We start from the raw sequence: 22,181 nt of genomic DNA, 5'->3' as shown, positions 1-22,181 counted from the left end.
ATGTGTCGCGCGGGACCGGAAACAACGTTGTTAGCAATTGGAGTCTTAAAATGACGAAGCGTACAAGCTCGAAGTATAAACTTGACCGCCGCATGGGTGAAAACATCTGGGGCCGTCCAAAATCACCTGTAAACAAGCGTGAATATGGCCCCGGCCAGCATGGTCAGCGCCGTAAAGGCAAGCTTTCCGATTATGGTATTCAGCTGCGCGCCAAGCAGAAGCTTAAGGGCTATTATGGCGACGTAACTGAAAAGCAGTTCAAGCGTGCGTATCAGGAAGCCAGCAACATGAAGGGCGATACCTCGCAGAACCTTATCGGTCTGCTCGAGCGTCGTTTGGACATGGTTGTATACCGCGCCAAGTTCGCCCCAACCATTTTCGCCGCACGCCAGATCGTTAGCCATGGCCACATTCGCGTCAACGGCGTGAAGTGCAACATCGCAAGCCGTCAGGTTGCGGTGGGTGACGTCATCAGCCTGGGCAACAAGGCCAAGGAAATGGCTTTGGTTATCGAAGCACAAGGCCTCGCCGAGCGTGACGTTCCAGAATATGTCTCTGTAGACGGAAACGACAAGGTCACTTTCGCGCGTATCCCAACGCTCGACGAAGTACCCTACCCCGTTAAGATGGAACCAAATTTGGTCGTCGAATTCTATTCGCGTTAATGTTACAAACAATCTTACGAAAAAGGCGGTCCTTGTGGCCGCCTTTTTTTTGTAAATCGCAATCACCCGCCTGATGCCGGCGCAGAGCCGGCGCGCCCTTGGGCTTGCTAAGAGGCAGATTGCGCCACGGCCGGCCACCAGGCCTTACGCTACTTCAAAATCAGCTTCGCCTTTAAGAAGTCGGCACTTTTCTGCAGCATTTCGGCGCGCACCGCTCCGTCCTCCAAATAATGATCCAGATTTTTGTAAACGAACAGTTCCGGCGAAGCGCCAGCTTCCTTTAGCTGGCGCGCCATAAACTGCGATTGAGTGACATCGACATTTCTATCCAGATCGCCGTGAAAAAGCATCACAGGCGCGGAAATGCGTTTGGCGTTTCGGGCTGGCGAACCTTCGATAATGTGCGGACCGGAACCAATAAAGTCGCGGTTTATCAGATAGCTCGTATAGCCCCGTTCTTGTTCCTTCAGCTTCGCAAGATCGGTCACTGGCGCGACCGCGACAATTGCTTTGAATAATGAGGGATCCAACACCGCAGACTGGAGCGCAGCATATCCGCCATATGACCATCCAAATATCGCGATTTTATCGGGTGCCGCTATTCCTTCCGAAATCAGCCACCGGCCACTTTCGTTGATATCGCCGATGGCGGTTTGCCAAGACTTAAAACCGTTCTGCTGATACCAGCCATCTCCATAACCAGCCGATCCGCGGTAGTTGGGTTGCAAAACTGCAAAACCCTGGTGGGCAAAATATTGCGCCAGCCAGTCGAAACCCCATTCGTCGCGCGCGCTTGGTCCACCGTGCGGCATAACAATGGCGGGGAGCCCCTTACCTGTACTGCCAACCGGCAAGGTGAGATAACCGGGTATCAGCGTTCCGTCCGAAGCTTTTACACTGACAGGTTTGACCGGCGCCAGCGTGTAGTTGCCCAATTCGGGTCGACTTGCGAACAATGGGCTGACTCGCTTGGTTGTTTTGTCGAAATAGTAAAATTGTCCCGGATTGGTGTCGCTACCCGTCCAGATGACAAGCTTTTGCCCGTCCGCGCTCATGCCAGCAAAATTGACTAGGTCCGCGCGTGGCAAGGCCTTTGACAAGGAGGCCCCGAGTTTTCGTAACGCAGGATCAAAATAAGCAGACTCGCGTTTTTCGGTTGCGTAGGTGACGCCGACAATTTGCTTCTTCCGACCCAACGTAATCAAGCCATCGACGTCTACATCCGGCCGGCTAAATATTTTGGTCTTTGTTAGTGTACCGTCCAGCTTCACTTTATAAAGAGCCATTCGACCGTCCGTTTTTTCAAAGCCGTAGGCTACATCTTCGACAGGATCGACTGCATAGGGATTAAATCCGGTACGGTTGGCCGAGTCATATTCGCTAAGCAGATCCCAATCTGTTCGGCCCGCGATACGGTACAGATACCGCCTAATGCCGCTGTCATATTCGGATGCGGTTTTGACGACACCCATAATCCGCACGGTGCCTAGGCCATCACTGATATATTCTGATGCCAGCCGCGTTGGCGCGATGACCTGCTTAGAAGCCAGACTGCGCGTGTCTACACGATCAACCCCATAGCCTTCCTTCGTTTTGGCAATGAGTGATCCGATTTTGCCCTCCGGCACATATTCACGGCCTAATAGGACGGCACCATCATCTGAAGGCAAAAGGTCAATCAGATTGCCGCCGAAATAGGACATCCATTCAGCATTGATGCCCTGCCGGACTGAAACGACCTTCGGTTCAGTGCCATCTGCATTGACTGCAACCAGACGACTGGCGGTCACCGGTCCGTCCCAATCTCTCATCACCATGCCGATTCTGCATATCAGCCGCGCATTCGATACCCATTCGCATGAAGACAAACGCTCAGGATCTCCCGAAGCCGCTAGTGCGACACGCGGCGTAGCTGTGTTCGTGATATCGACAGTGTACAATCGGCTGCCCTGCCCCTTGGCTGGCACAATATACGCTATTTTGTTTCCATCGGGCGACATGGATACCTGCTGGATAGCCTCGCGTGCACCAAAGGCGGTTGCGGCGTCATCTTGTGCCGACAGGCTGAAGGGAACGGAGACCGCAATCAAGAAACGAAAAATTTGCAACATAGCCTCCGGAAAATCAGAACGAACACGAAAATTATGTTTGTGAACAACACGCTAATAAAAGGTTTATATGGCAATCAATTTCAGAAGGAGCATTGAAGCCAAATTAAATTCGCCTCTCGTTCTTCTAGGATTTGGTGCGTCGCAGAATAAAGTGACTGCGCTTTTTTGTTTGAGCCTGACCGGCGGGTCTGGCAGAAGGCGCGCAATCATCTTCCCCCCTTAGGAGAATTTCATGCGCCTGCTGTCTCTGGCCCTTGTATCTGTTCTGGCTCTCACGACTGCCTGTCAAAAGGCTGCGTCGCTGGACGTCGCCGTGGACGCCCTGCCGCAAGTCGAAGTCCCTGCGCTTTCCGAAGCGACAATGAAGGACGTGACGCGCGAATTGTCACTCGACAGCTATGAAGGCCGCGCACCCGGTTCGGTCGGCGAAGAGAAAACCGTCGCCTATCTGATAGCCAAATTTAAAGCGGCAGGACTTGAGCCCGGCAATAATGGCAGCTGGACGCAGGATGTGCCGTTGATCGAAATCACTGCGAAAAATGTATCGGCGCTCACAATTGCCGACCGCAACGGCAAAGCCATGTCATTCGCCTATGGCAACGAATATGTCATCGGCAGTTACCGCGAGACACCCAAAACCGATATCAAGCAAAGCGAAATGGTCTTTGTCGGCCACGGCATTGTCGCCCCTGAAAAAGGCTGGAACGACTATGCTGGCGTCGATGTTAAGGGCAAAACCGTCGTCGTCATGGTCAACGACCCCGATTTCGAAAATGAAGGTCTTGATGGCCCGTTCGGTGGCAAGGCCATGACCTATTACGGACGCTGGACATATAAATTTGAAGAGGCTGCGCGTCAGGGCGCTGCTGCCGTTTTGATCATCCACGACACTGCCCCTGCGGCATATGGCTGGAATGTCGTCAACTCCAGTTGGACAGGCACGCAATTCCTGGCGCAGTCAAAGGATGGCGGAAAAAGCCAGACAAAAGCCAATGGCTGGATCCAGAAATCCGTAGCGAAGGAAATTTTTGCCGCCGCTGGTCAGAATCTCGACAAGCAAATGGCCGCGGCCAAGCAAAAAGGCTTTAAGGCGGTTCCGCTGAACCTGACCGCGTCGATGAACTTCGAAAATGACATCGCGCGCAAGGCGAGCAAGAACGTCATTGGTGTCATGAAAGGCACCAAGCGCCCCGATGAATATGTGCTCTACACGGCGCATTGGGACCATCTCGGTCGGTGTACCGCCGCGGCCGATGGCGATGACATTTGCAACGGTGCAGTCGACAACGCCACAGGCACTGCGGCACTGGTCGCTTTGGCAGAAGGCTTTGCCAAAGCGGGCGCGCCGGAGCGTTCGGTCGTGTTCCTTGCGGTGACGGCTGAAGAAAGCGGCCTGCTTGGTTCGAAATTCTACGCCGAAAACCCCGTCTTCCCGCTGTCGCAAACCGTCGGCGGCGTGAACATGGATGCGTTTTCCATGTCTGGCCCCGCGAAGAATTTGACCGTCATCGGCAAGGGCAAATCGCAACTGGATCTCTATCTTGAGGCTGCCGCAAAGTCCGAAGGACGAACACCTGAATCGGAACCGACACCGGAAAAGGGCTTTTACTATCGCTCTGACCATTTCAGCTTTGCCAAGCTTGGCGTGCCTATGGTGTATTTCGAAGGCGGAGACGATCTTGTCACCGGCGGTAAGGCCGCTGCAATGGCCGCCGCGGAAGATTATGAAAAGAACCGTTACCATGCCCCCGGCGACGAATTTGACGAAAAATGGGATTGGTCGGGCGTCATGTCCGATTTGAAACTATATTATCGCGTCGGGCGGATGTTGGCGATGACCGACGCATGGCCAAACTGGAACGACGGCGACGAATTCCGCGCTGTCCGCGACAAGAGCCGCAACGGGAAATAAGCCAATGACGTTCCATATGCCCGCCGAATGGGCGCCCCATGAAGCCGTCTGGATTGGCTTTCCCAGTTCTGCGGAATATTGGGGTGCGCCGCTGCAACGTGCACAGCAGCAGATGGCCGCCTTTGCCAATGCGGTGCACGCATCGGGTCAGGGTGAACGCGTGCATGTGATTGCCGGTAATGCAGAGGCCATGGCCGTTGCCCAGGGACTCGTTGACGCCGGCGTCCATGTGGAACTGCGCCACATTGGCGATGTCTGGTTGCGTGATACAGGCTGCATCATACTGAAAGATGGGGACCGACGGATTGCCCGTAATTTTGGTTTCAATGGTTGGGGAAACCGGTTCGACTATCCCGGCGATACAACCATTGGCCATGAACTGGCGGCGGATTTCGGTTTTGAAATTGCACAGGCGGATTGGATATTGGAGGGCGGATCGATTGACGTCGACGGTGAAGGCCTTGCCGCGACGACCGTCGATTGCCTGTTAAACCCCAACCGCAACCCAATGCTTGATAAAGCCGCGATTGAAGACCGGCTGCGCGCTGATTTGGGGATCGACCGATTGCTTTGGCTCGGCGACGGCCTCGCCAACGACCATACCGACGGGCATATTGATAATTTGGCCCGCTTTGTTGGCCCGAACCATATTCTGGTTCCAAGCAGCGCTGGACCCGATGATCCAAACCAAGCCGTCTTTGAAGATGCCCGCGCGCGCGCAGAAGCGTTCGGCTGCAAAGTGACGCTGATGCCCTCGGTTGGCCGTTTTGAACAAGACGGGGAAATCGTGCCGGCAAGTTATATGAATTTCTACATCGGCAACCGCGCAGTCGTCGTACCGATCTATGGCGGCGCTAACGATGATGCCGCGATTGAAGTGTTGGCAAATATCTACCCCGAACGCGACGTTATCGGTGTCATGGCCGATGCGGTATTGACTGGCGGCGGAAGCTTTCATTGTTCAAGCCAGCAAGTGCCCGTTTGATGATATTGGATATCGACGCAAAACATTGCATAATCCCAAAACAACCAACCAAGAGGACGCCCCCAATGAAAAAGACTTTTCTAATTGCCCTCGCCGCCACTGCGCTTGCAGCACCTGCCTTTGCTGACCATCACAGCATGAGCAAAGCCGAGCATGACAAAATGCATAAGGCACATAGCGAACGGCTTGCAAAAATCCTCGCCGACCCGTCGCGCGGTGCCGATGCCAAGCGCGACCAATATCGCCACCCTGCCGAAACGTTCGAATTCTTCCGTTTGCACCCTGACCATGTGATTGGCGAATATGCCCCGGGCGGTGCATGGGTTTCGCGTATCCTTGGCCGTTATGTGAACGAAAAAGGGAAATATACCGGCCTGTATTTCGGCACGAAAAGCCATTTCAGCGATCAACAGAAAGCCGGCATCGCCGCGAGCATTGCAAAGTTCCCTGCTGATGTCGCGGCCGTATCCGGACGTCCGGCGACAGATTTCAACGCGTTTTCGCTCAGCGAAATTCCAGACGGCGCAAAGGGATCGTTTGACCGCATCATTGTCATGCGCATGATGCACAATATGATGAACTGGAACATCGCGGACGCCGAAATTAAGGCGATGCGTGACCTGTTAAAAGATGATGGCTTACTGGGCATCGAACAGCATCGCGCCAAGCCAGACGCGCCGTTCAGCTACGCCAATGGCACCAAGGGCTATATGCGTGAGGCCGATATCATCAAGTTCATGGAAGTGAACGGATTTGAGCTGGTCGCCAAAAGCGAAGTCAACGCCAATCCCAAGGACAGCGCAAATTGGCCCGATGGCGTTTGGACGCTTCCGCCGGCATTGCGTTTGAAAGATGTAGACCGCGCAAAGTATGAAGCCATCGGTGAAACCGACCGCATGACGTTGCTGTTCAAAAAACGGCCCTGATTGTTGCATGAGTGCTGCCCAGCCAGCCGATGCCCCTCTTAATGCCGTGGATTTTGCGGTTGGGGCATCGCCGGTGGGCACGCTGGTTGCTGGCATAGCAACGACAATATTATTGTATCTGGTAACAATGGTGATTGCAGCGCGTTTCGGCGTCCGGCTATAGACGCGGTATGACCCGAAATATCACCGTTGCTGCGTTGCAACTGCCCCTGTCGGCAAGCGAAGCCGAAAATATCGATGCTGTATGCGACCTCGTGTCACAGGCCGCAGAGCAAGGCGCGCAAATCATCCTGCCGCCTGAGCTGTTTTCAGGCCCATATTTCTGCAAAACGCAGGAAGAAGAACATTTCGCGCTCGCGCGGCCAACGCGTGAACACCCATCCGTTATCGCCATGGCGAAACTTGCCAAGCAACTTCGCGTTGCCATTCCCACAAGCTTTTTCGAACGTGATGGCGCGCATTTCTACAACAGCGTCGCGATGATTGGTCCCGATGGCGAAATCATCGGCATCTATCGCAAAAGTCATATTCCCGATGGCCCGGGCTATCAGGAGAAATATTATTTCCGCCCTGGAAACACCGGGTTCAAAGTTTGGGAAGTCTTTGGCACGCAAATCGGCGTCGGCATATGTTGGGACCAATGGTACCCCGAATGCGCACGCGCCATGGCATTGATGGGCGCTGAGCTGCTGTTCTATCCCACCGCCATTGGCGCAGAGCCACAGGATGCAACGTTGGATACACGCCATATGTGGCGCCGGGCAATGGTGGGCCACGCGGTATCAAACTGCATGCCCGTCATCGCCGCAAACCGCATCGGCGCGGAAAACGACCATGGCGGTCTGGCACAAAAATTCTATGGCACCAGCTTCATCGCCAACGAATGGGGCGATGTCGTGTGCGATTTGGATGATGCTGAAACCGGCATATTGGTCGCAACATTCGATCTGGACCAAGCCCGCGCCCACCGCGCAAGCATGGGCTTCTTCCGCGACCGGCGCCCGCAATTATACAGCAGGCTTGCAGAGGATATCTAAGCTGTCACATCTCTACCTCATCGGCATTGGCTCTAATCAGCCACATGCAATCATTGGCGCGCCAAGCAAGATCATCGTGCAAGCGGTCGCCGCGTTGGAGATGGACGACATCGACGTCTTCGCGCATTCGGCGACGATCCAATCGAGCCCCATGGGGCCCTCGTCACGCCAGTTTACAAATGCCGCGGCGCTTGTGTCCACCGACCTTGAACCCCCTGCTCTGCTGGCGCGCCTGCAAGAGATTGAGCACCACTTCGGACGCGTCCGGCGCGGCCAAAGCTGGCGCGCGCGCGTGCTCGATCTGGATATTCTGTTATGGTCCGGCGGCGTGTGGGCGGACAGCAATCCAGCCTTGGCCATTCCCCATCCCGGACTATGTTCGCGGGGATTTGTCCTGACCCCCGCAGCCATGATTGCCCCCGATTGGCGTGAGCCACTGACGGGCCTGACCATAAGGCAGCTACAATCGCGATTTAACCGACCAAAGGCGCTTGACCGCACAAGTTCCCGCCATTAGGGGGAGCGCTCTCGCACGGACCAATTCGCGGTCTGGTTGGGGCCCTTAGCTCAGTCGGTAGAGCAACTGACTTTTAATCAGTAGGTCGCTGGTTCGAACCCAGCAGGGCTCACCATATATTTCAATGGTTTAGCTAAACATTTTGGATTCGCTGTTGTCGATACGGCGGCGCTAGGCATCACATAGATTTCACAGAAACTAGGAATCCTCCCAAACGTTGTGAGCCTCAAGAGGTTGAGGTGGGTGTCTGTTAAAGAAGCACGCACCATTATCGCGAACATTTCAGCTCATAATCCGCCTTTGCCTTCAAGTCGTCCGGTAACCGTTAGACGTTCATAGTGACAGACTAAGGCAGTCTCTCGAACGTCAGCCCGGCATGCGCCTCAAGCCGTTTGATCAGCTTATCCCCTAAAATCGTTGCTGGTGTCCAGAAGCCGCCCGGAACATCGTCAGGCACGTCTTTGGCAAGGCAGGCGGCGGCCTGGGACAGCATCTTTGCCGTTGATCCATAGCCTGGATCTCTGTCTCCCGTGACGCGGCATCGGATCGTTTCGCCCTTGGCCGTTGAACCGAGGAAAACAATGTCAAAATTCCCCTCAAGCTGCGCTTTTTCGTTTGGCCCCTCACCCGGCTTTGGCAACACAAAAGTTTCCAGCAGCCAGCGGATTGGGGGCACGGCCAATCCGATCATAAGGGCATTGGCACCCCAATGCGCCGCGCGCGCCTTGTGCTTGCCGGAACCGCCCTGCCCCGTCACCACGGCTTCCTCATATTTGAATTCAGTACCATAGCTGTTGTTGCTGAGGGCGTTTGACCGATGCACAACCCGTGTGTTGATACCCGCCATGATAAACGGCGCAATCCAACCGCCATAGACATTGTCATATGCGATCTGCACATCGGGCTGCGCGATTGTGAACCCATGGCTTTGCGGGCAAAGGCTATAGGGGTCTTTAAGTTCGCGCCGCAGATCGGCGTCGCTGACCGCTTCTTTGACCATGTTAATCATGCTTGCGATGGTGCCGCCGGACGCGCCGCCCTTCATGCTGACCACCCGCATATTTATCCGGTCACAACTATGCCCGAATTGTTCCAATGCGCCGCGTTGCAGGAAATGGACGCCCAGATCGGATGGGATGCTGTCAAAGCCACAACAATGCACAATCCGCGCGCCACTTTTGATGGCGTCAGCTTCATGCCGCAATTGCATTTTGCGGATCCACTGCGGCTCGCCTGTTAGATCGCAATAATGGGTCCCCGTGGTGGCGCAGACCTGAACGAGCACGTCACCATAGAGCGCATAGGGGCCGACCGTCGACATGACGACCGTGGTCTGCGCGCACATTTTCTTGAGCGCATCTTCATCCGCAGCGTCAGCAACGATAATCTCTATACCCGAAAGTCCAATGGTATCGCGAACCTGCTTAAGCTTGCTGAGCGAACGCCCTGCGATAGCCCATTTAACCGATCCATCGGCGAACTGCTCTTGCATGTAACGTACGATGATCTGGCCCACAAAGCTGGTGGCGCCATATACGATGATATCAAATTTCTTTTCGGCCATTTTATTCCCTCCGCGCAAAGCGACTTTGCATGTTTACCCGTGTTCTATGATGTTAGCTGACGGCGTCGTCCATGCATGAAGCATGGGTCATTCACGCGTTCCAAGCAAATCGCGGGCAACCACCCAATTGTGGATCTCGCTTGGCCCATCGTAAATGCGCATCGTACGTAGCTTGTTTGAAAGCAGATATAGCGGCATTTCGCGTGTCATGCCCATGCCACCGAACATCTGCATCGCATGGTCGACGATGTCATATGCGGCTTCGGTACAATAGGATTTGATCATCGAAATTTCCTGCCGCGTGTCGCGCCCCTCATCGATTTTCCATGCACAGTCATAGGTCATCAAACGCATGGCATGAATGCGCGTGGCGGCATCGGATATCCAGTTTTGAACCGTCTGGCGTGAAGACAAAGGCTTGCCAAATGTGACGCGCTGTGGCGCATATTCAACCATCATGTCCAATGCGCGCTGCGCCATGCCGATCGACCAGGACGCCATTTCAATACGCCGCGTGCCAAGCCGCACCTGCATGGGCAGAAAACCCTGCCCGCGCGTCCCGAGCAATTTCCAGCCCGGAACACGGCAATCGTCCAGCGCGATTTCATAGGTCGCGGTGCCGTCAATCATCGGGATTTTACGTAACACGTTGAACCCGGGCGTGTCGCGGTCCACCAAAAATGCCGACATGCCATTGCGACCATTGGCATTCTTGTCGGTTACGGCCATCAAGATCGTAAAATCGGCCTCATCCGCTTTGGTAATCCAGATTTTGCGGCCGTTAATGACCCAGTCGTCGCCATCTTGGACGGCGGTAGTTTTCATCAATTGCGGATCAGCGCCAGCGCCAGGCTCCGAAATGCCAATGGCAGAAATGGTTTCACCGCGCACATAAGGCGCCAGATAATGTTCGCGCTGCTTTTCGTCCGCAGCGGCCATCATCATACGCAAATTCGGAGAGTCTGGGGGAAGTGTATATGGCGTCGCGGTACGACCCAATTCCTCACCGACCCCAACCATCGCCACCATCGGCAAATTCATGCCGCCGACTTCTTCAGGCGCATCCAGTCCCCACAGACCAAGGTCTTTCGAGACAGCATCAACCTTGGCCTGTTCATCCTTGGTCAGATAGCTGCCTTTGCCTGCAGTATCGCGCGCCAGAACCTCACTTTCGAGCGGCACCAATTGGGAGTCCACAAATTTGCGGACCAGATCCTTTAACATCCGATGTTCTTCTGCGAGTTCAAAATTCATCCATTGGGCCTTTATCGACTGATGTGGCGGCTGTGTTGTCGATTTTCATGTCCGAAATCATGTCAATCAATAGCTGCGGGGAAGACCGAGAACATGCTCGGCAAGATAACTTAGGATCAGGTTGGTGCTGATCGGGGCAACGTTATAAAGCCGTGCTTCACGGAACTTGCGTTCGACATCATATTCTTCGGCAAAGCCAAAGCCACCGTGCGTTTGGACGCACATGTCCGCGGCGGCCCAGCTGGCTTCTGACGCAAGGAGCTTTGCCATATTCGCCTCTGCGCCCGGGTTACCTCCTGCGTCAAATACCTGCGCTGCATGATGCACCATCAGTTCCGCTGCGCACATTTGGGCGTAGCAGCGCGCTATAGGAAACTGCACGCCTTGGTTCTGGCCAATGGCGCGACCAAAGACGTTGCGCTCGCTGGCATAATCGCTGGCTTTTTTGATAAACCATTTGGCGTCGCCAATGCACTCTGCGGCAATGAGGATGCGCTCGGCATTCATGCCCGACAGGATGTAGCGGAAACCTTTGCCTTCCTCGCCAACCAAGGCTGACGCGGGAATCCGCATATCGTCAAAGAATATCTCGGTCGTCGAGTGGTTCATCATCGTGCGAATGGGTTTAATGGTCATACCGTTTCCGACCACCTTGCGCATATCGATGAGGAAAACCGAGAGCCCCTCCGTCTTGCTGGTGACATTTTCACGCGGCGTCGTGCGCGCGAGCAACAGCATAAGGTCGGAATATTCCGCGCGGCTCGTCCATAATTTTTGGCCGTTGATAACATATTCGTCGCCGTCTCGCACAGCCACCGTCCGCAAGGAAAGCGTGTCGGTACCGCTGGTCGGTTCAGAAACACCAAAGGCCTGCAGGCGCAGCTCGCCTGTCGCGATACGTGGCAGATATTCCTGCTTCTGTGCTTCGCTGCCATATTTCAGCAACGTGTTCATGATGTACATCTGGGCATGGGCGGACGCGCCGTTGCAGCCTGAGGCTTGAATTTCCTCCATGATAATGGCCGCGTCAGAGAGTGTGAGCCCTGACCCACCATAAGCTTCCGGTATCAACGCAGCGAGGAACCCTGCCTTGGTCAGCGCGTCCACAAATTCGCCCGGATAGGCGCGGGCGCTGTCTTTTTCCCGCCAATATGCACCTGGAAAATCGGCGCATAATGCCTGAACCGAACGGCGGATTTCGGCGATATTTTCACTCTCACTCATTTCAATTACGTCCTTGCGCCGAAGCTGCCATGATCTGTCGTCCGTCGCCTGCAAAGGCGGCCAGTTCAATCTCGTTGCCTGATCCCCGCATCACCAGATGCAAGGCCTCTCCGCAAATCGCTGGCGATAGGCCCCGGAATGCAAAACTGGCCAATGCGTTGTCCCCCAACGCCCGGCGGGCGAGGTCCAGCAGAAAACTCGCGGTCAGCGGACCATGGACCACCAGCCCGCGATAGCGTTCTTCATCCCGCGCATAGGGCAAGTCATAGTGGATCCGGTGGCCGTTGAACGTGAGCGCGGAATAGCGAAAAAGCAACGGCTCGCTGGGGACAACAACGCGCTGAGCGTCCCAGCCATTGGCATCAAAGCTGCCCGCGCTTTCCACGCGCGGCGATAGCGGCGTTTCTAACCCCACGGCCGCGCGATACACGATGCTTTGCACCTCGCGCACGGCCAGTCCGTTTTCAGTGGATGTTTCATGCGCGACATCGACAAATACCAATTGCCCTGAATTGCCGGACTTTTCGGATATCGACAATATGCGCGACGTCCGCGTCACGACCGCACCAACATGCAATGGCTTCAAAAACGCGACTTTGCTTGAGGCCCACATACGGCGCGGCAGCGGCACGGGGGGTAGGAAGCTTTCTACGCCATCATCGCGCAACGGATGCCCATCGGGGCCAAGCTTTGCGGTTGGTGCGTCTGGCACACAAAGGCACCAGTGCAACCCTTGCGGCACATTGCCATCGCTCGGCGCATCCCGGTCAAAGGTTGCAAGCCAGCGCGAAACCAGCCCAACATCGACCCTGTCTGTCCGGACCTCCTCGCGGCCAATCCAAGCATCCCATGCCCCCATCAGTTTACGCCTCCCATCAAGCCTTTGGCGATCACCTGCGCCTGAATTTCTGCGGCACCTTCAAAGATATTCAATATGCGCGCATCACACAAAACGCGGCTAATTTCATATTCCAACGCATAGCCATTGCCGCCATGAATTTGTAGGCTCGCGTCCGCATTGCTCCACGCCGCGCGGGCGGCCAGCAACTTCGCCATGCCCGCCTCAATATCGCAGCGTTTACCGGAATCTTTGGCGCGGGCAGCAGCATAGGTCAGTTCACGGGTCATCACGAAATCGGCAAGGCTCATGGCCAATTTATCCGCAACGCGGGGAAAGTGCATGATCGCTTTGCCAAACTGCTTGCGGTTAACGGCATAGTCGAGGCCAAGCTCCAATGCGCGTTTGGCAACGCCCACGGCGCGGGCGGCGGTCTGAATACGTGCGCCTTCAAATGTGCGCATCAATTGCTTGAACCCCTGCCCCTCTTCGCCGCCCAACAAGGCATCGGCAGGGGCAAGCATGCCATCAAATTGCAACGCATATTCGCGCATGCCGCGATAGCCCAGCACTTCAATCTCGCTGCCGGACATGCCCATCGCCGGAAACGGGTCGCTATCCGTTCCGCGCGGCTTGGGAACAAGCAGCATCGACAACCCGGCATAGCCTTTCGCATCGGGCACCGTGCGGACCAGCATGGTCATCAGATCGGAACGGCTGCCATGCGTAATCCATGTCTTTGCGCCATCAATCGTCCATCCATCAGCGGTCCGTTGCGCGCGGGTTTGCAGCGCGCCGAGGTCAGACCCTGTGTCGGGTTCGGTAAACACGGCGGTCGGCAAGACTTCTCCGCTCGCGATTTTCGGCAGCCAATGCGCCTTTTGCGCTTCTGTGCCGCCCATGGAAATCAATTCACCGGCGATTTCAGACCGTGTGCTCAGCGAACCCGCGCCGATCCAGCCACGCGAGAGCTCTTCGGTTATCACGCACATCACCAGCTTGGATAAACCAAGACCGCCATATTCGGTAGGGATGCAGACGCCGAAAGTGCCAAGCGCCGCCATCGCCGAAATCGTGTCATCGGGGATCAAATCATTGGCCAAATGCCAGCGATGCGCGTGCGGCAAAATCTCGCTGTTGGTAAAGCGGCGATATTGATCGCGAATGGCATCAAGCTCGGCATCGTGAAGGCTTTCGCTCGGCATCGCACCTGACGCCAGCGCCTGCGCAACATCGGCGCGCACCGCGGCATGATCTGCGCCCAATAAATCTTCGCAACGTGCGGCCAACAGTGCCGCCTGGGGCGCAATGCCAAGATCAACCGGACGGAATATTTCATTCTGCCCCATCGGTAATCCGCCGGTCAATTGCCCAAGCGTTTCGGCAAAAATCAGCGTCGCAATGTTTCGATCAACTTCGGTTCCGCCATCATGCAGGCGAAGCCAATCAGCGACGGCCGCAAGTGCAGCAACGCTTGTCGCAATCCACGAAAAGCCGTGGGCCGCTCGTTGGTCGGCGTCCATCGACCGCTCTTTTAACCAGTCGGCAAGCGCCGCCTTCGCCGCATCGCGGTAGCCCTCAGCAGCTTCGAGAGCGGTCGCAAAACTCATGCGCGCTCAAACACCGCCGCTATGCCCTGACCACCGCCAATGCACATTGTTTCAAGCCCGAAGCGCACATCGCGCCGCTGCATTTCGCGGGTAAGGTTCGCCAATATCCGGCCGCCGGTTGCGCCGATTGGGTGGCCAAGCGAAATGCCGGAACCGTTGACGTTAAGCATGTCATGACGACTGTCATCATCCGCCCAGCCCCATCCTTTGAGGCAAGCAAGCACCTGCGGCGCAAATGCCTCGTTCAATTCAATCAGGCCGATGTCATCCCAGGAAAGGCCATTGCGGGCAAAGAGCCGCTCCGTCGCGGGAACAGGGCCAAAGCCCATGCGTGATGGCTCGCAACCCGCTGCGGCCCAACTGTGGAAATAGGCGATGGGTTCCAACCCAAGCTCTTCAAGCTTGTCTTCTGCAACGACAAGGCAGGCGGCTGCCGCGTCATTTTGTTGGCTGGCATTGCCCGCCGTGACCACGCCGCCCTCAAGCGGGCGCAACGCAGCCATTGTCTCGAGCGTCGCGTCCGCGCGATAGCCCTCGTCATGATCAAAGACGATTGCGTCGCCCTTCCTTTGCGCGATGCTGACGGGAACCAATTCATCGTCAAACAGACCATTTGCCCATGCCGCCGCCGCACGCTGGTGCGATCGGGCCGCATAGGCGTCACACGCTTCGCGGCTGATATCATGGTCCTTGGCTAGGTTCTCGGCAGTTTCAATCATCCCCGAAATCACGCCAAAGCGTTCAACGGGCTGGCTCATCACACGTCCGCGGGTCAACCGGTCATGCAAGGTCAGATTGCCCGCCCGAACGCCTTTGCGGATGTCGGTCGTGTAATGTTCAACATTGGACATGCTTTCACATCCGCCTGCGACCACCATGTCGCTCACCCCGGTTTGGACCATCATCGCGGCATTCACGATCGCCTGAAGCCCGGAACCGCAACGACGGTCAATCTGGTAACCGGGCACTTCAATTGGCAAGCCAGCGGCCAGCCATGACCAATGCCCGATGCACGGCGCCTCACCGCTGCCATATCCTTGCGCGAACACAACATCATCCACGCGGGACGGGTCAATCTTCGTCCGCTCGACAAGCGCTTTCAATATGATGCCACCTAACTCACCTGCATTTAAGGACGAGAGCGCACCGCCGAACTTGCCAACGGGCGTGCGGATGGGGGCGACGATTGCGGCACGGCGAAGCTTATTCATTTGGCAATTCCTAATATTCCAGAGTCGATGAGACGGGCAATTTCGCCCGAGGACAGGCCGAGCGTAGTGCTCAATATTTCCTCGCTATGCGCCCCATTGCGCGGGGCGGCCTTTGCGTCACCACGCGGCAATTGGGGAATAGTGCCAAAAGCACCAGCCGCAGGATAATTGAAGCCCGATGGGTTTGCGTCAAAGTCGCTAAACATTGGGTTATTGCCGACCAAGCGGGGATCATGCGCAGCGTCCAACATCGTTCGATAGGCCGAATGCACAATTCCAGCCTCATCCAGCGTTGACGCCATCACCGCGTGATCGAGCGAACCAATTGCCCTTTCAAACAACGGATAAAGCGCATCGCGGTACTGAAAGCGAAGCCCATCGTCTTTGGCGAAGCTAACGCCGCGCTCCGCCTCTATCGCCTCCACCTGCGCGTTCAAACCAAGCGCACCAACAAGGTTCGCCCATTGGCGGTGGGTCACAACGACCACCATCGTGCGCACATTGTCTTTGGTCACAAAATCACGCCCGAACAAACCATAGACCGCGTTGCCGAGCCGAGGGCGATTGGCATTATTGTGCAACACTTCTGCGACACCGCCCAGATTGGCAACGGTGCCAATGGCGACGTCAGACAGGGGAATGCGCACCTCACTGCCCTCGCCCGTCTGTTCGCGCCTACGAATGGCCGCCAGCATAGCGAACGCCGCATAAGCGCCGCTGATGACATCCCAAGCGGGCAACACATGATTGACGGGTTCGGGGCCAGCCCCAGTCATCATGGGATAGCCAACCGCATTATTCACCGTGTAATCAAGCGCAGGCGCCCCGTCGGCCCAGCCCATGACCCGCACGGTTACGAGATCGGCGCGTCCTTCGGCCAATTTTGCGTGCGACAGAAAACCTTCTGCAGGGAAATTGGTGATGAACTGACCGGTGGCCCGCACCAGTTCTTGCAACAACTCGCGCCCCTGCGGGCTGGAGAGATCAAGCGCGACTGATTTTTTGGCGCGGTTTAGATTTTCCCAATAGAGCGAGTCATTCGCCTCCGTCACTGGCCAGCGATGATAATCCGGGCCGCCGCCAATCTGATCGACACGGATTACCTCTGCCCCGAATTGCGCGCAATATAGGCCAGCTGTCGGCGACGCCACAAAGGACGACGCCTCGATAATCTTGAGACCATCGAGCAAATTATACATGTATCAGGCCTGCGCCGCCCATTCACGCAGCATATGTTTGGCAATCTGAAGCTGCAGGATTTGCGTTGTGCCTTCATAAATCCGGTAAATGCGTGCGTCACGGTAGAAACGCTCGGCATCATATTCCGCGAGATAACCGGCACCACCGTAAATCTGCACCACGCGGTCAACCACGCGGCCGCACATTTCGGACGCAAATACCTTGGCCGCAGCGGCTTTGCGCAGCACATTCTCACCGGCATCGGCCCGGCGGGCCGCGTCATCCAACATACATTCCGCAGCGTAAATCTCGATTTCACTGTCCGCCAGCATTTGTTGGATCAGCTGGAAATTGGCAATCGGTTCGCCAAATGCCTTGCGCTCATTGGCGTAACGCAGCGCGCTGTCGAGCGCACGCCGGGCATAGCCCGTCGCCGCTGCGCCGACCGACATGCGTCCGTTGTCGAGGCTCTTCATGGCAAAGGCAAAGCCCTTGCCCTCTTCACCGCCCAATATGGCGTCCGAAGGCAACTTCACATCCTCCATAATGATATCGGCGATATGGCTGCCGGACTGCCCCATTTTCTTGTCGGACTTGCCAACGGTGATGCCAGCGGTGTCCATGGGAACGATAAAGGCAGAGACATGCGCGTTTTTGGGTAAGGCTTCCTTGCTTGTCCGCGCCATGATCAACGCGACATTCGCGAATGGCGCATTGGTGATATACCGCTTTGTACCGTTCAATACCCAGCCATTGCCTGACTTCACCGCTGTGGTCTGCATCGCCGCTGAGTCGGATCCGGAACCGGGTTCGGTCAGACCAAAGGACGCAATTTCGCCAGCCGCCAAACGCGGCAGCCATTCCGCCTTTTGCGCATCGGTTCCGCCATTTTTGAACGCGGAACACACCATCCCGATGTTGATGGACGTGACCGAGCGAAAGCATGGTGCCGCGTAGCTGAATTCACGCATGGTGCGGATATATTGCTGAATATTCATACCAGCGCCGCCATATTTTTCCGGAACGGTCAACCCGAACAACCCGAGGTCGCGCATTTCGGCCATGATGGCTTCAGGAATCATTTCCGTTTCAAGCACTTCCTTTTCCGCCGGGATCAACCGTTCGCGAATATAGCGCCGCAGCTGTTCCGTGAATTGTTCGAAAATGTCGTTATCCATTATGTTCGTCTCCGCTCCCATGGAAAATATGCGCTTCACCATGGATTACTGTTAGTTTTTGAAATTCAAAAGTACCCGTTCGACAAAACCGTGACATTGCGTTGAACGCTTGTCGACTGAAATGCGGATTTTCCATCGCTTTGATGTATAAAAATCCGTTGAGAACGCAGTTTCGCCGTGGTCCGCCATCCAATAATCGTCGGTAGGCTGCGCACAATCGGAACATCATAATCTGCGCATAGGAAAAGCTCTTGTGACTTGCTAAGCAAATGCTGAAACAGAGTTGATTGAGGGAGCAAGAATGTCTTGTTTGCGCGCTGCGTCCAGTTCTGACAGTAACGTCTGCAGGAAGTGACCAGATTATGACGAAAACGCTGACCCATCTTGAGCGCCTTGAGGCTGAGGCGATCCACATCATGCGCGAAGTTGTTGCCGAGGCGGAAAAGCCCGTGATGCTGTATAGCATCGGAAAAGACAGCGCCGTTATGCTGCATCTAGCGCGCAAGGCGTTCTACCCCTCGCCGCCGCCATTCCCGTTGCTACACATCGACACAACGTGGAAATTCAAGGCAATGTATGCGCTGCGGGAAAAATCCGCCCGCGATGCGGGTATGGAGTTAATCGTTCACCAAAATCCCGAGGCAATTGCGCGGGGCATTAATCCGTTCGATCATGGATCGCTGCATACCGATATGTGGAAGACAGAGGGCCTGAAGCAAGCGCTCGATAAGCATGGTTTTGATGTCGCATTCGGCGGTGCGCGCCGCGATGAAGAGAAAAGCCGTGCCAAGGAGCGCATCTTTTCATTCCGGACAGCGACGCATGGTTGGGACCCCAAAAACCAGCGCCCGGAACTCTGGAACCTGTACAATGCCCGCAAGGCGAAGTCCGAAAGCATCCGGGTATTTCCGATCTCGAACTGGACGGAGCTGGACATCTGGCAATATATCCATCTCGAAAATATCGAGATTGTGCCGCTATATTTCAGCGCGCCGCGTCCCACGGTAACACGCGATGGCATGCTGTTGATGATTGATGACGAACGCTTTCCATTGCAGGATGGCGAAGTGCCGGTGGAACGGTCCATCCGGTTCCGGACGCTGGGCTGCTACCCATTGACCGGTGCGGTCGAAAGCACGGCAACCACATTACCCGAAGTCATTCAAGAAATGCTGCTGACCACCACCTCCGAACGCCAAGGTCGGGCCATTGACCATGATCAGGCCGCAAGCATGGAAAAGAAAAAGCAGGAGGGGTATTTCTAATGACTACGTCCCTAGACAGCCCTGTCGTCTATAAAGCCGATAACCTGATTGCTTCGGATATTGATGCTTATTTGGATGTACATCAGCATAAATCGCTGCTGCGCTTTATCACCTGCGGTTCGGTTGATGATGGCAAGTCCACACTGATCGGCAGGTTGCTGTACGATTCAAAAATGATCTTTGAAGATCAACTGGCGACGCTGGAGTCCGATTCCAAACGCATGGGCACCCAAGGTCAGGACATTGACTTTGCGCTGCTGGTGGATGGGCTGGCCGCCGAACGCGAACAGGGCATCACGATTGACGTCGCCTATCGCTTCTTCGCCACAGAGAAACGCAAATTCATCGTCGCCGATTGCCCGGGGCATGAGCAATATACCCGCAATATGGTCACTGGAGCATCGACGGCTGACCTCGCGGTTATCTTGATTGATGCGCGCAAGGGTGTCCTCGTGCAGACGCGCCGGCATAGCTATCTTGCGAAGCTGCTGGGTATACGGAACGTCGTGCTCGCGGTGAACAAGATGGACCTGATCGACTATGATCAGGCCCAATATGACGCCATCGTGGCCGATTATACCGAATTTGCGGCCAGTATCGGCATCAGCGATTTCACGCCGATGCCCATTTCGGGTTTCAAGGGCGACAACATTACCGACACATCGGCAAACACCCCTTGGTATACGGGCCTGCCGCTAATGGCGCATCTGGAGACGGTTGCGCTCGATAATGACGCTGACCAGGCCAAACCGCTGCGCATGGCGGTCCAATGGGTCAATCGGCCAAATCTCGATTTCCGCGGGTTTTCCGGCCAAATTGCGACGGGGACCGTGCACCCGGGCGACGCCATTCGTGTTTTGCCATCGGGTAAGACGACAACGATCAAGAAAATCGTAACACTTGATGGCGAGCTTCAGGAAGCCGTTGCCGGCCAATCAGTCACCTTGTGCTTTAATGACGAAATCGATTGTTCACGCGGTGATGTGATCGCCGCGGCTGACAATCCGCCAGAAGTCGCCGACCAGTTCGAAAGCACCATTGTGTGGATGGCGGATGACGCGCTTGTCCCTGGCCGTTCTTATTGGTTGAAGCTTGGAACGCAGATGGTTTCAGCGACGGTGCAAGCGCCGAAATATACCGTCAATGTGAACAGCATGGAGCATATGGCGGCCAAAACGCTGGAGCTAAACGCGATTGGTGTTGCGGAGATTTCGACCGACAAGCCCATTGTGTTCGCGCCTTATGCGGACAACCACGCACTCGGTGGTTTCATCCTGATCGACAAGATCAGCAACGCAACCGTTGCTGCCGGAATGCTGCACTTTTCGCTGCGCCGCGCACAAAATGTCCATTGGCAGGCCACCGACATCAGTCGTGACGCGCACGCCATGTTGAAGAACCAAAAGCCGAGGATTTTGTGGTTCACCGGCCTGTCGGGGTCAGGAAAATCCACCATCGCGAACGAGGTGGAAAAGGCGCTTCACTTGATGAACCGGCACACCTTCCTGCTTGACGGTGACAATGTGCGGCACGGGTTGAACAAGGATTTGGGCTTCACCGAAACCGACCGGATCGAAAATATCCGCCGTGTAGGCGAAGTCGCTAAACTGATGGCGGATGCGGGGCTGATTGTCCTGACCGCGTTCATTTCACCATTCCGCGCCGAGCGCGACATGGTGCGGGCGATGTTACCCGAGGGCGAATTTGTCGAAATCTTCGTTGATACACCGCTGGAGGTCGCCGAAGCGCGCGATGTGAAGGGCTTGTATAAAAAGGCCCGCGCTGGCCAACTTAAAAACTTCACCGGCATCGACAGCCCCTATGAACCACCTGAACATCCCGACATTCGCGTGAACACCGTCGAGATGAGCCCGGCCGAGGCCGCAGAGTATATCGTCCGCCAGTTGATGCCGCTCAAATGACGATCATCGCTGACGATACAGAGCTTGCCGCATATTTGGCAAAGGCCGCAGGCGCGCTGGTTCTCGAAATGCGTGAGACCAGTGGGTTGGTCGCGAAGGAATTGGGCAACGCGGGCGATCAAGCCGCCAACCAATATCTGATCCGCACGCTTGCGGAACAACGCCCTGATGACGGTCTTTTGTCGGAAGAAAGCAAAGACACCGACGCCCGCCTTTCAAAATCGCGCGTTTGGATTATCGACCCGGTCGATGGCACCCGCGAATATAGCGAAGGCAGGTCCGATTGGGCGGTTCATGTCGCGCTGGCAATCGACGGTGCGCCCGTCATTGGCGCCGTTGCGCTTCCGGCATTGGATTTGGTTCTGCGCACGGATCAACCAGCCATCATCCCCCCGGCCCCTGCACAACTCCGCATGGTGGTTAGTCGGACGCGCCCGGCACCGGAGGCTGTGGCCGTTGCCGAAGCATTGGGCGCTGAGCTCATTCCCATGGGGTCTGCAGGCGCCAAAGCGATGGCCGTGGTCCGCGGCGAGGCCGATATCTATCTGCACACCGGCGGGCAATATGAATGGGATAGCTGCGCACCCGTTGCGGTCGCGGCTGCCTGTGGCCTGCACGTTAGCCGTGTCGACGGCAGTCCGTTGGTCTATAACCAGCGTGATGTGTACATGCCCGACCTGCTGATTTGCCGCAAAGAACATGCGCCGCATGTGTTGGCACTGGTGCAGTTATCAGCGGAAAAGAACTGACCCGGCGCGCTGACGTCTGTATTGCCGTTCGGAA

Annotated in this window: 19 protein-coding genes and 1 tRNA gene; 11 read left to right on the top strand and 9 right to left on the bottom strand. The window is 55.8% G+C overall.

Translation table 11 applies throughout. The features are described from left to right. Nucleotides 1–50: 50 nt before the first annotated feature. Entirely contained in the window at nucleotides 51–665 is a 615-nt protein-coding gene (gene rpsD, locus ACIQ5B_RS00540; protein ID WP_397597305.1) for a 30S ribosomal protein S4, read from the top strand. Nucleotides 666–814: 149 nt separating this feature from the next. On the opposite strand, the gene ACIQ5B_RS00535 is transcribed toward rpsD, so the two are convergent. Further along, nucleotides 815–2,776, bottom strand: a complete 1,962-nt coding sequence (locus ACIQ5B_RS00535; protein ID WP_397597304.1) for an alpha/beta hydrolase family protein — start codon at nucleotides 2,774–2,776, stop codon at nucleotides 815–817. 232 nt (nucleotides 2,777–3,008) lie between these two features. Here ACIQ5B_RS00535 and ACIQ5B_RS00530 point away from each other — a divergent pair, with 232 nt between their 5' ends. The 7 genes from ACIQ5B_RS00530 to ACIQ5B_RS00500 all read left to right on the top strand — a co-directional run bounded on the left by ACIQ5B_RS00530 (nucleotide 3,009) and on the right by ACIQ5B_RS00500 (nucleotide 8,268). Continuing rightward, complete coding sequence (locus ACIQ5B_RS00530; RefSeq protein WP_397597303.1) at nucleotides 3,009–4,688, top strand: M28 family metallopeptidase; 1,680 nt, start codon at nucleotides 3,009–3,011, stop codon at nucleotides 4,686–4,688. Nucleotides 4,689–4,692: 4 nt separating this feature from the next. Further along, nucleotides 4,693–5,673, top strand: coding sequence for an agmatine deiminase family protein (locus ACIQ5B_RS00525; RefSeq protein WP_397597302.1), 981 nt, complete (start codon nucleotides 4,693–4,695; stop codon nucleotides 5,671–5,673). 65 nt (nucleotides 5,674–5,738) lie between these two features. Then, nucleotides 5,739–6,599, top strand: a complete 861-nt coding sequence (locus tag ACIQ5B_RS00520) for a class I SAM-dependent methyltransferase (protein ID WP_397597301.1) — start codon at nucleotides 5,739–5,741, stop codon at nucleotides 6,597–6,599. Between the two features lie 7 nt (nucleotides 6,600–6,606). Continuing rightward, nucleotides 6,607–6,762 carry a hypothetical protein gene (locus tag ACIQ5B_RS00515; protein WP_397597300.1) on the top strand — a complete coding sequence of 52 codons (156 nt, stop codon included), beginning with the start codon at nucleotides 6,607–6,609 and terminating at the stop codon, nucleotides 6,760–6,762. Nucleotides 6,763–6,769: 7 nt separating this feature from the next. Then, nucleotides 6,770–7,636 (top strand): N-carbamoylputrescine amidase, encoded by an 867-nt coding sequence (aguB, locus tag ACIQ5B_RS00510; protein ID WP_397597299.1) that lies wholly within the window; start codon nucleotides 6,770–6,772, stop codon nucleotides 7,634–7,636. Beyond that, nucleotides 7,620–8,153 carry a 2-amino-4-hydroxy-6-hydroxymethyldihydropteridine diphosphokinase gene (folK, locus tag ACIQ5B_RS00505; protein WP_397597298.1) on the top strand — a complete coding sequence of 178 codons (534 nt, stop codon included), beginning with the start codon at nucleotides 7,620–7,622 and terminating at the stop codon, nucleotides 8,151–8,153. Before aguB ends, folK begins: the two co-directional genes overlap by 17 nt. A 39-nt stretch (nucleotides 8,154–8,192) precedes the next feature. Further along, nucleotides 8,193–8,268: transfer RNA gene (locus tag ACIQ5B_RS00500), tRNA-Lys, on the top strand. Between the two features lie 231 nt (nucleotides 8,269–8,499). On the opposite strand, the gene ACIQ5B_RS00495 is transcribed toward ACIQ5B_RS00500, so the two are convergent. From ACIQ5B_RS00495 to ACIQ5B_RS00460, 8 genes are all read right to left on the bottom strand, one after another. Next, nucleotides 8,500–9,717, bottom strand: coding sequence for a saccharopine dehydrogenase family protein (locus ACIQ5B_RS00495; protein ID WP_397597297.1), 1,218 nt, complete (start codon nucleotides 9,715–9,717; stop codon nucleotides 8,500–8,502). An 87-nt stretch (nucleotides 9,718–9,804) separates the two neighbouring features. After that, nucleotides 9,805–10,971: an acyl-CoA dehydrogenase family protein gene (locus ACIQ5B_RS00490; protein ID WP_397597296.1), complete on the bottom strand. Its 1,167-nt coding sequence runs from the start codon at nucleotides 10,969–10,971 to the stop codon at nucleotides 9,805–9,807. A 66-nt stretch (nucleotides 10,972–11,037) separates the two neighbouring features. Then, entirely contained in the window at nucleotides 11,038–12,195 is a 1,158-nt protein-coding gene (locus ACIQ5B_RS00485) for an acyl-CoA dehydrogenase family protein (RefSeq protein ID WP_397597295.1), read from the bottom strand. A gap of 1 nt (nucleotide 12,196) precedes the next feature. Continuing rightward, nucleotides 12,197–13,054: a MaoC family dehydratase N-terminal domain-containing protein gene (locus ACIQ5B_RS00480; RefSeq protein ID WP_397597294.1), complete on the bottom strand. Its 858-nt coding sequence runs from the start codon at nucleotides 13,052–13,054 to the stop codon at nucleotides 12,197–12,199. Then, on the bottom strand, nucleotides 13,054–14,643 hold the full coding sequence (locus tag ACIQ5B_RS00475; RefSeq protein WP_397597293.1) for an acyl-CoA dehydrogenase family protein: 1,590 nt from the start codon (nucleotides 14,641–14,643) through the stop codon (nucleotides 13,054–13,056). Before ACIQ5B_RS00475 ends, ACIQ5B_RS00480 begins: the two co-directional genes overlap by 1 nt. Further along, nucleotides 14,640–15,854, bottom strand: coding sequence for an acetyl-CoA C-acetyltransferase (locus ACIQ5B_RS00470; protein WP_397597292.1), 1,215 nt, complete (start codon nucleotides 15,852–15,854; stop codon nucleotides 14,640–14,642). The genes ACIQ5B_RS00475 and ACIQ5B_RS00470 overlap by 4 nt, the downstream gene beginning before the upstream one ends. Further along, the gene (locus tag ACIQ5B_RS00465) at nucleotides 15,851–17,053 is read right to left on the bottom strand and encodes a CoA transferase (protein ID WP_397597291.1); all 1,203 of its coding nucleotides are present in this window, start codon (nucleotides 17,051–17,053) and stop codon (nucleotides 15,851–15,853) included. The genes ACIQ5B_RS00470 and ACIQ5B_RS00465 overlap by 4 nt, the downstream gene beginning before the upstream one ends. Nucleotides 17,054–17,056: 3 nt before the next feature. Next, entirely contained in the window at nucleotides 17,057–18,211 is a 1,155-nt protein-coding gene (locus tag ACIQ5B_RS00460; protein WP_397597290.1) for an acyl-CoA dehydrogenase family protein, read from the bottom strand. 329 nt (nucleotides 18,212–18,540) lie between these two features. Here ACIQ5B_RS00460 and cysD point away from each other — a divergent pair, with 329 nt between their 5' ends. From cysD to ACIQ5B_RS00445, 3 genes are read left to right on the top strand one after another with little or no spacing between them, the layout of a single operon-like run. Continuing rightward, complete coding sequence (gene cysD, locus ACIQ5B_RS00455) at nucleotides 18,541–19,476, top strand: sulfate adenylyltransferase subunit CysD (RefSeq protein WP_397597306.1); 936 nt, start codon at nucleotides 18,541–18,543, stop codon at nucleotides 19,474–19,476. Then, nucleotides 19,476–21,398, top strand: coding sequence for a sulfate adenylyltransferase subunit CysN (gene cysN / locus ACIQ5B_RS00450; protein ID WP_397597289.1), 1,923 nt, complete (start codon nucleotides 19,476–19,478; stop codon nucleotides 21,396–21,398). Before cysD ends, cysN begins: the two co-directional genes overlap by 1 nt. Further along, a complete protein-coding gene (locus tag ACIQ5B_RS00445; protein WP_397597288.1) occupies nucleotides 21,395–22,147 on the top strand; it encodes a 3'(2'),5'-bisphosphate nucleotidase CysQ in 753 nt (250 codons plus the stop codon). Before cysN ends, ACIQ5B_RS00445 begins: the two co-directional genes overlap by 4 nt. The last annotated feature ends 34 nt before the right edge of the window (nucleotides 22,148–22,181 follow it).

The sequence above is a fragment of the Sphingorhabdus sp. genome, assembly GCF_044374345.1.
Taxonomy (GTDB): domain Bacteria; phylum Pseudomonadota; class Alphaproteobacteria; order Sphingomonadales; family Sphingomonadaceae; genus Sphingorhabdus_B.
Note: the sequence above shows the minus strand (reverse complement) of the source record. Positions and strands in the feature narration are given on the sequence as shown.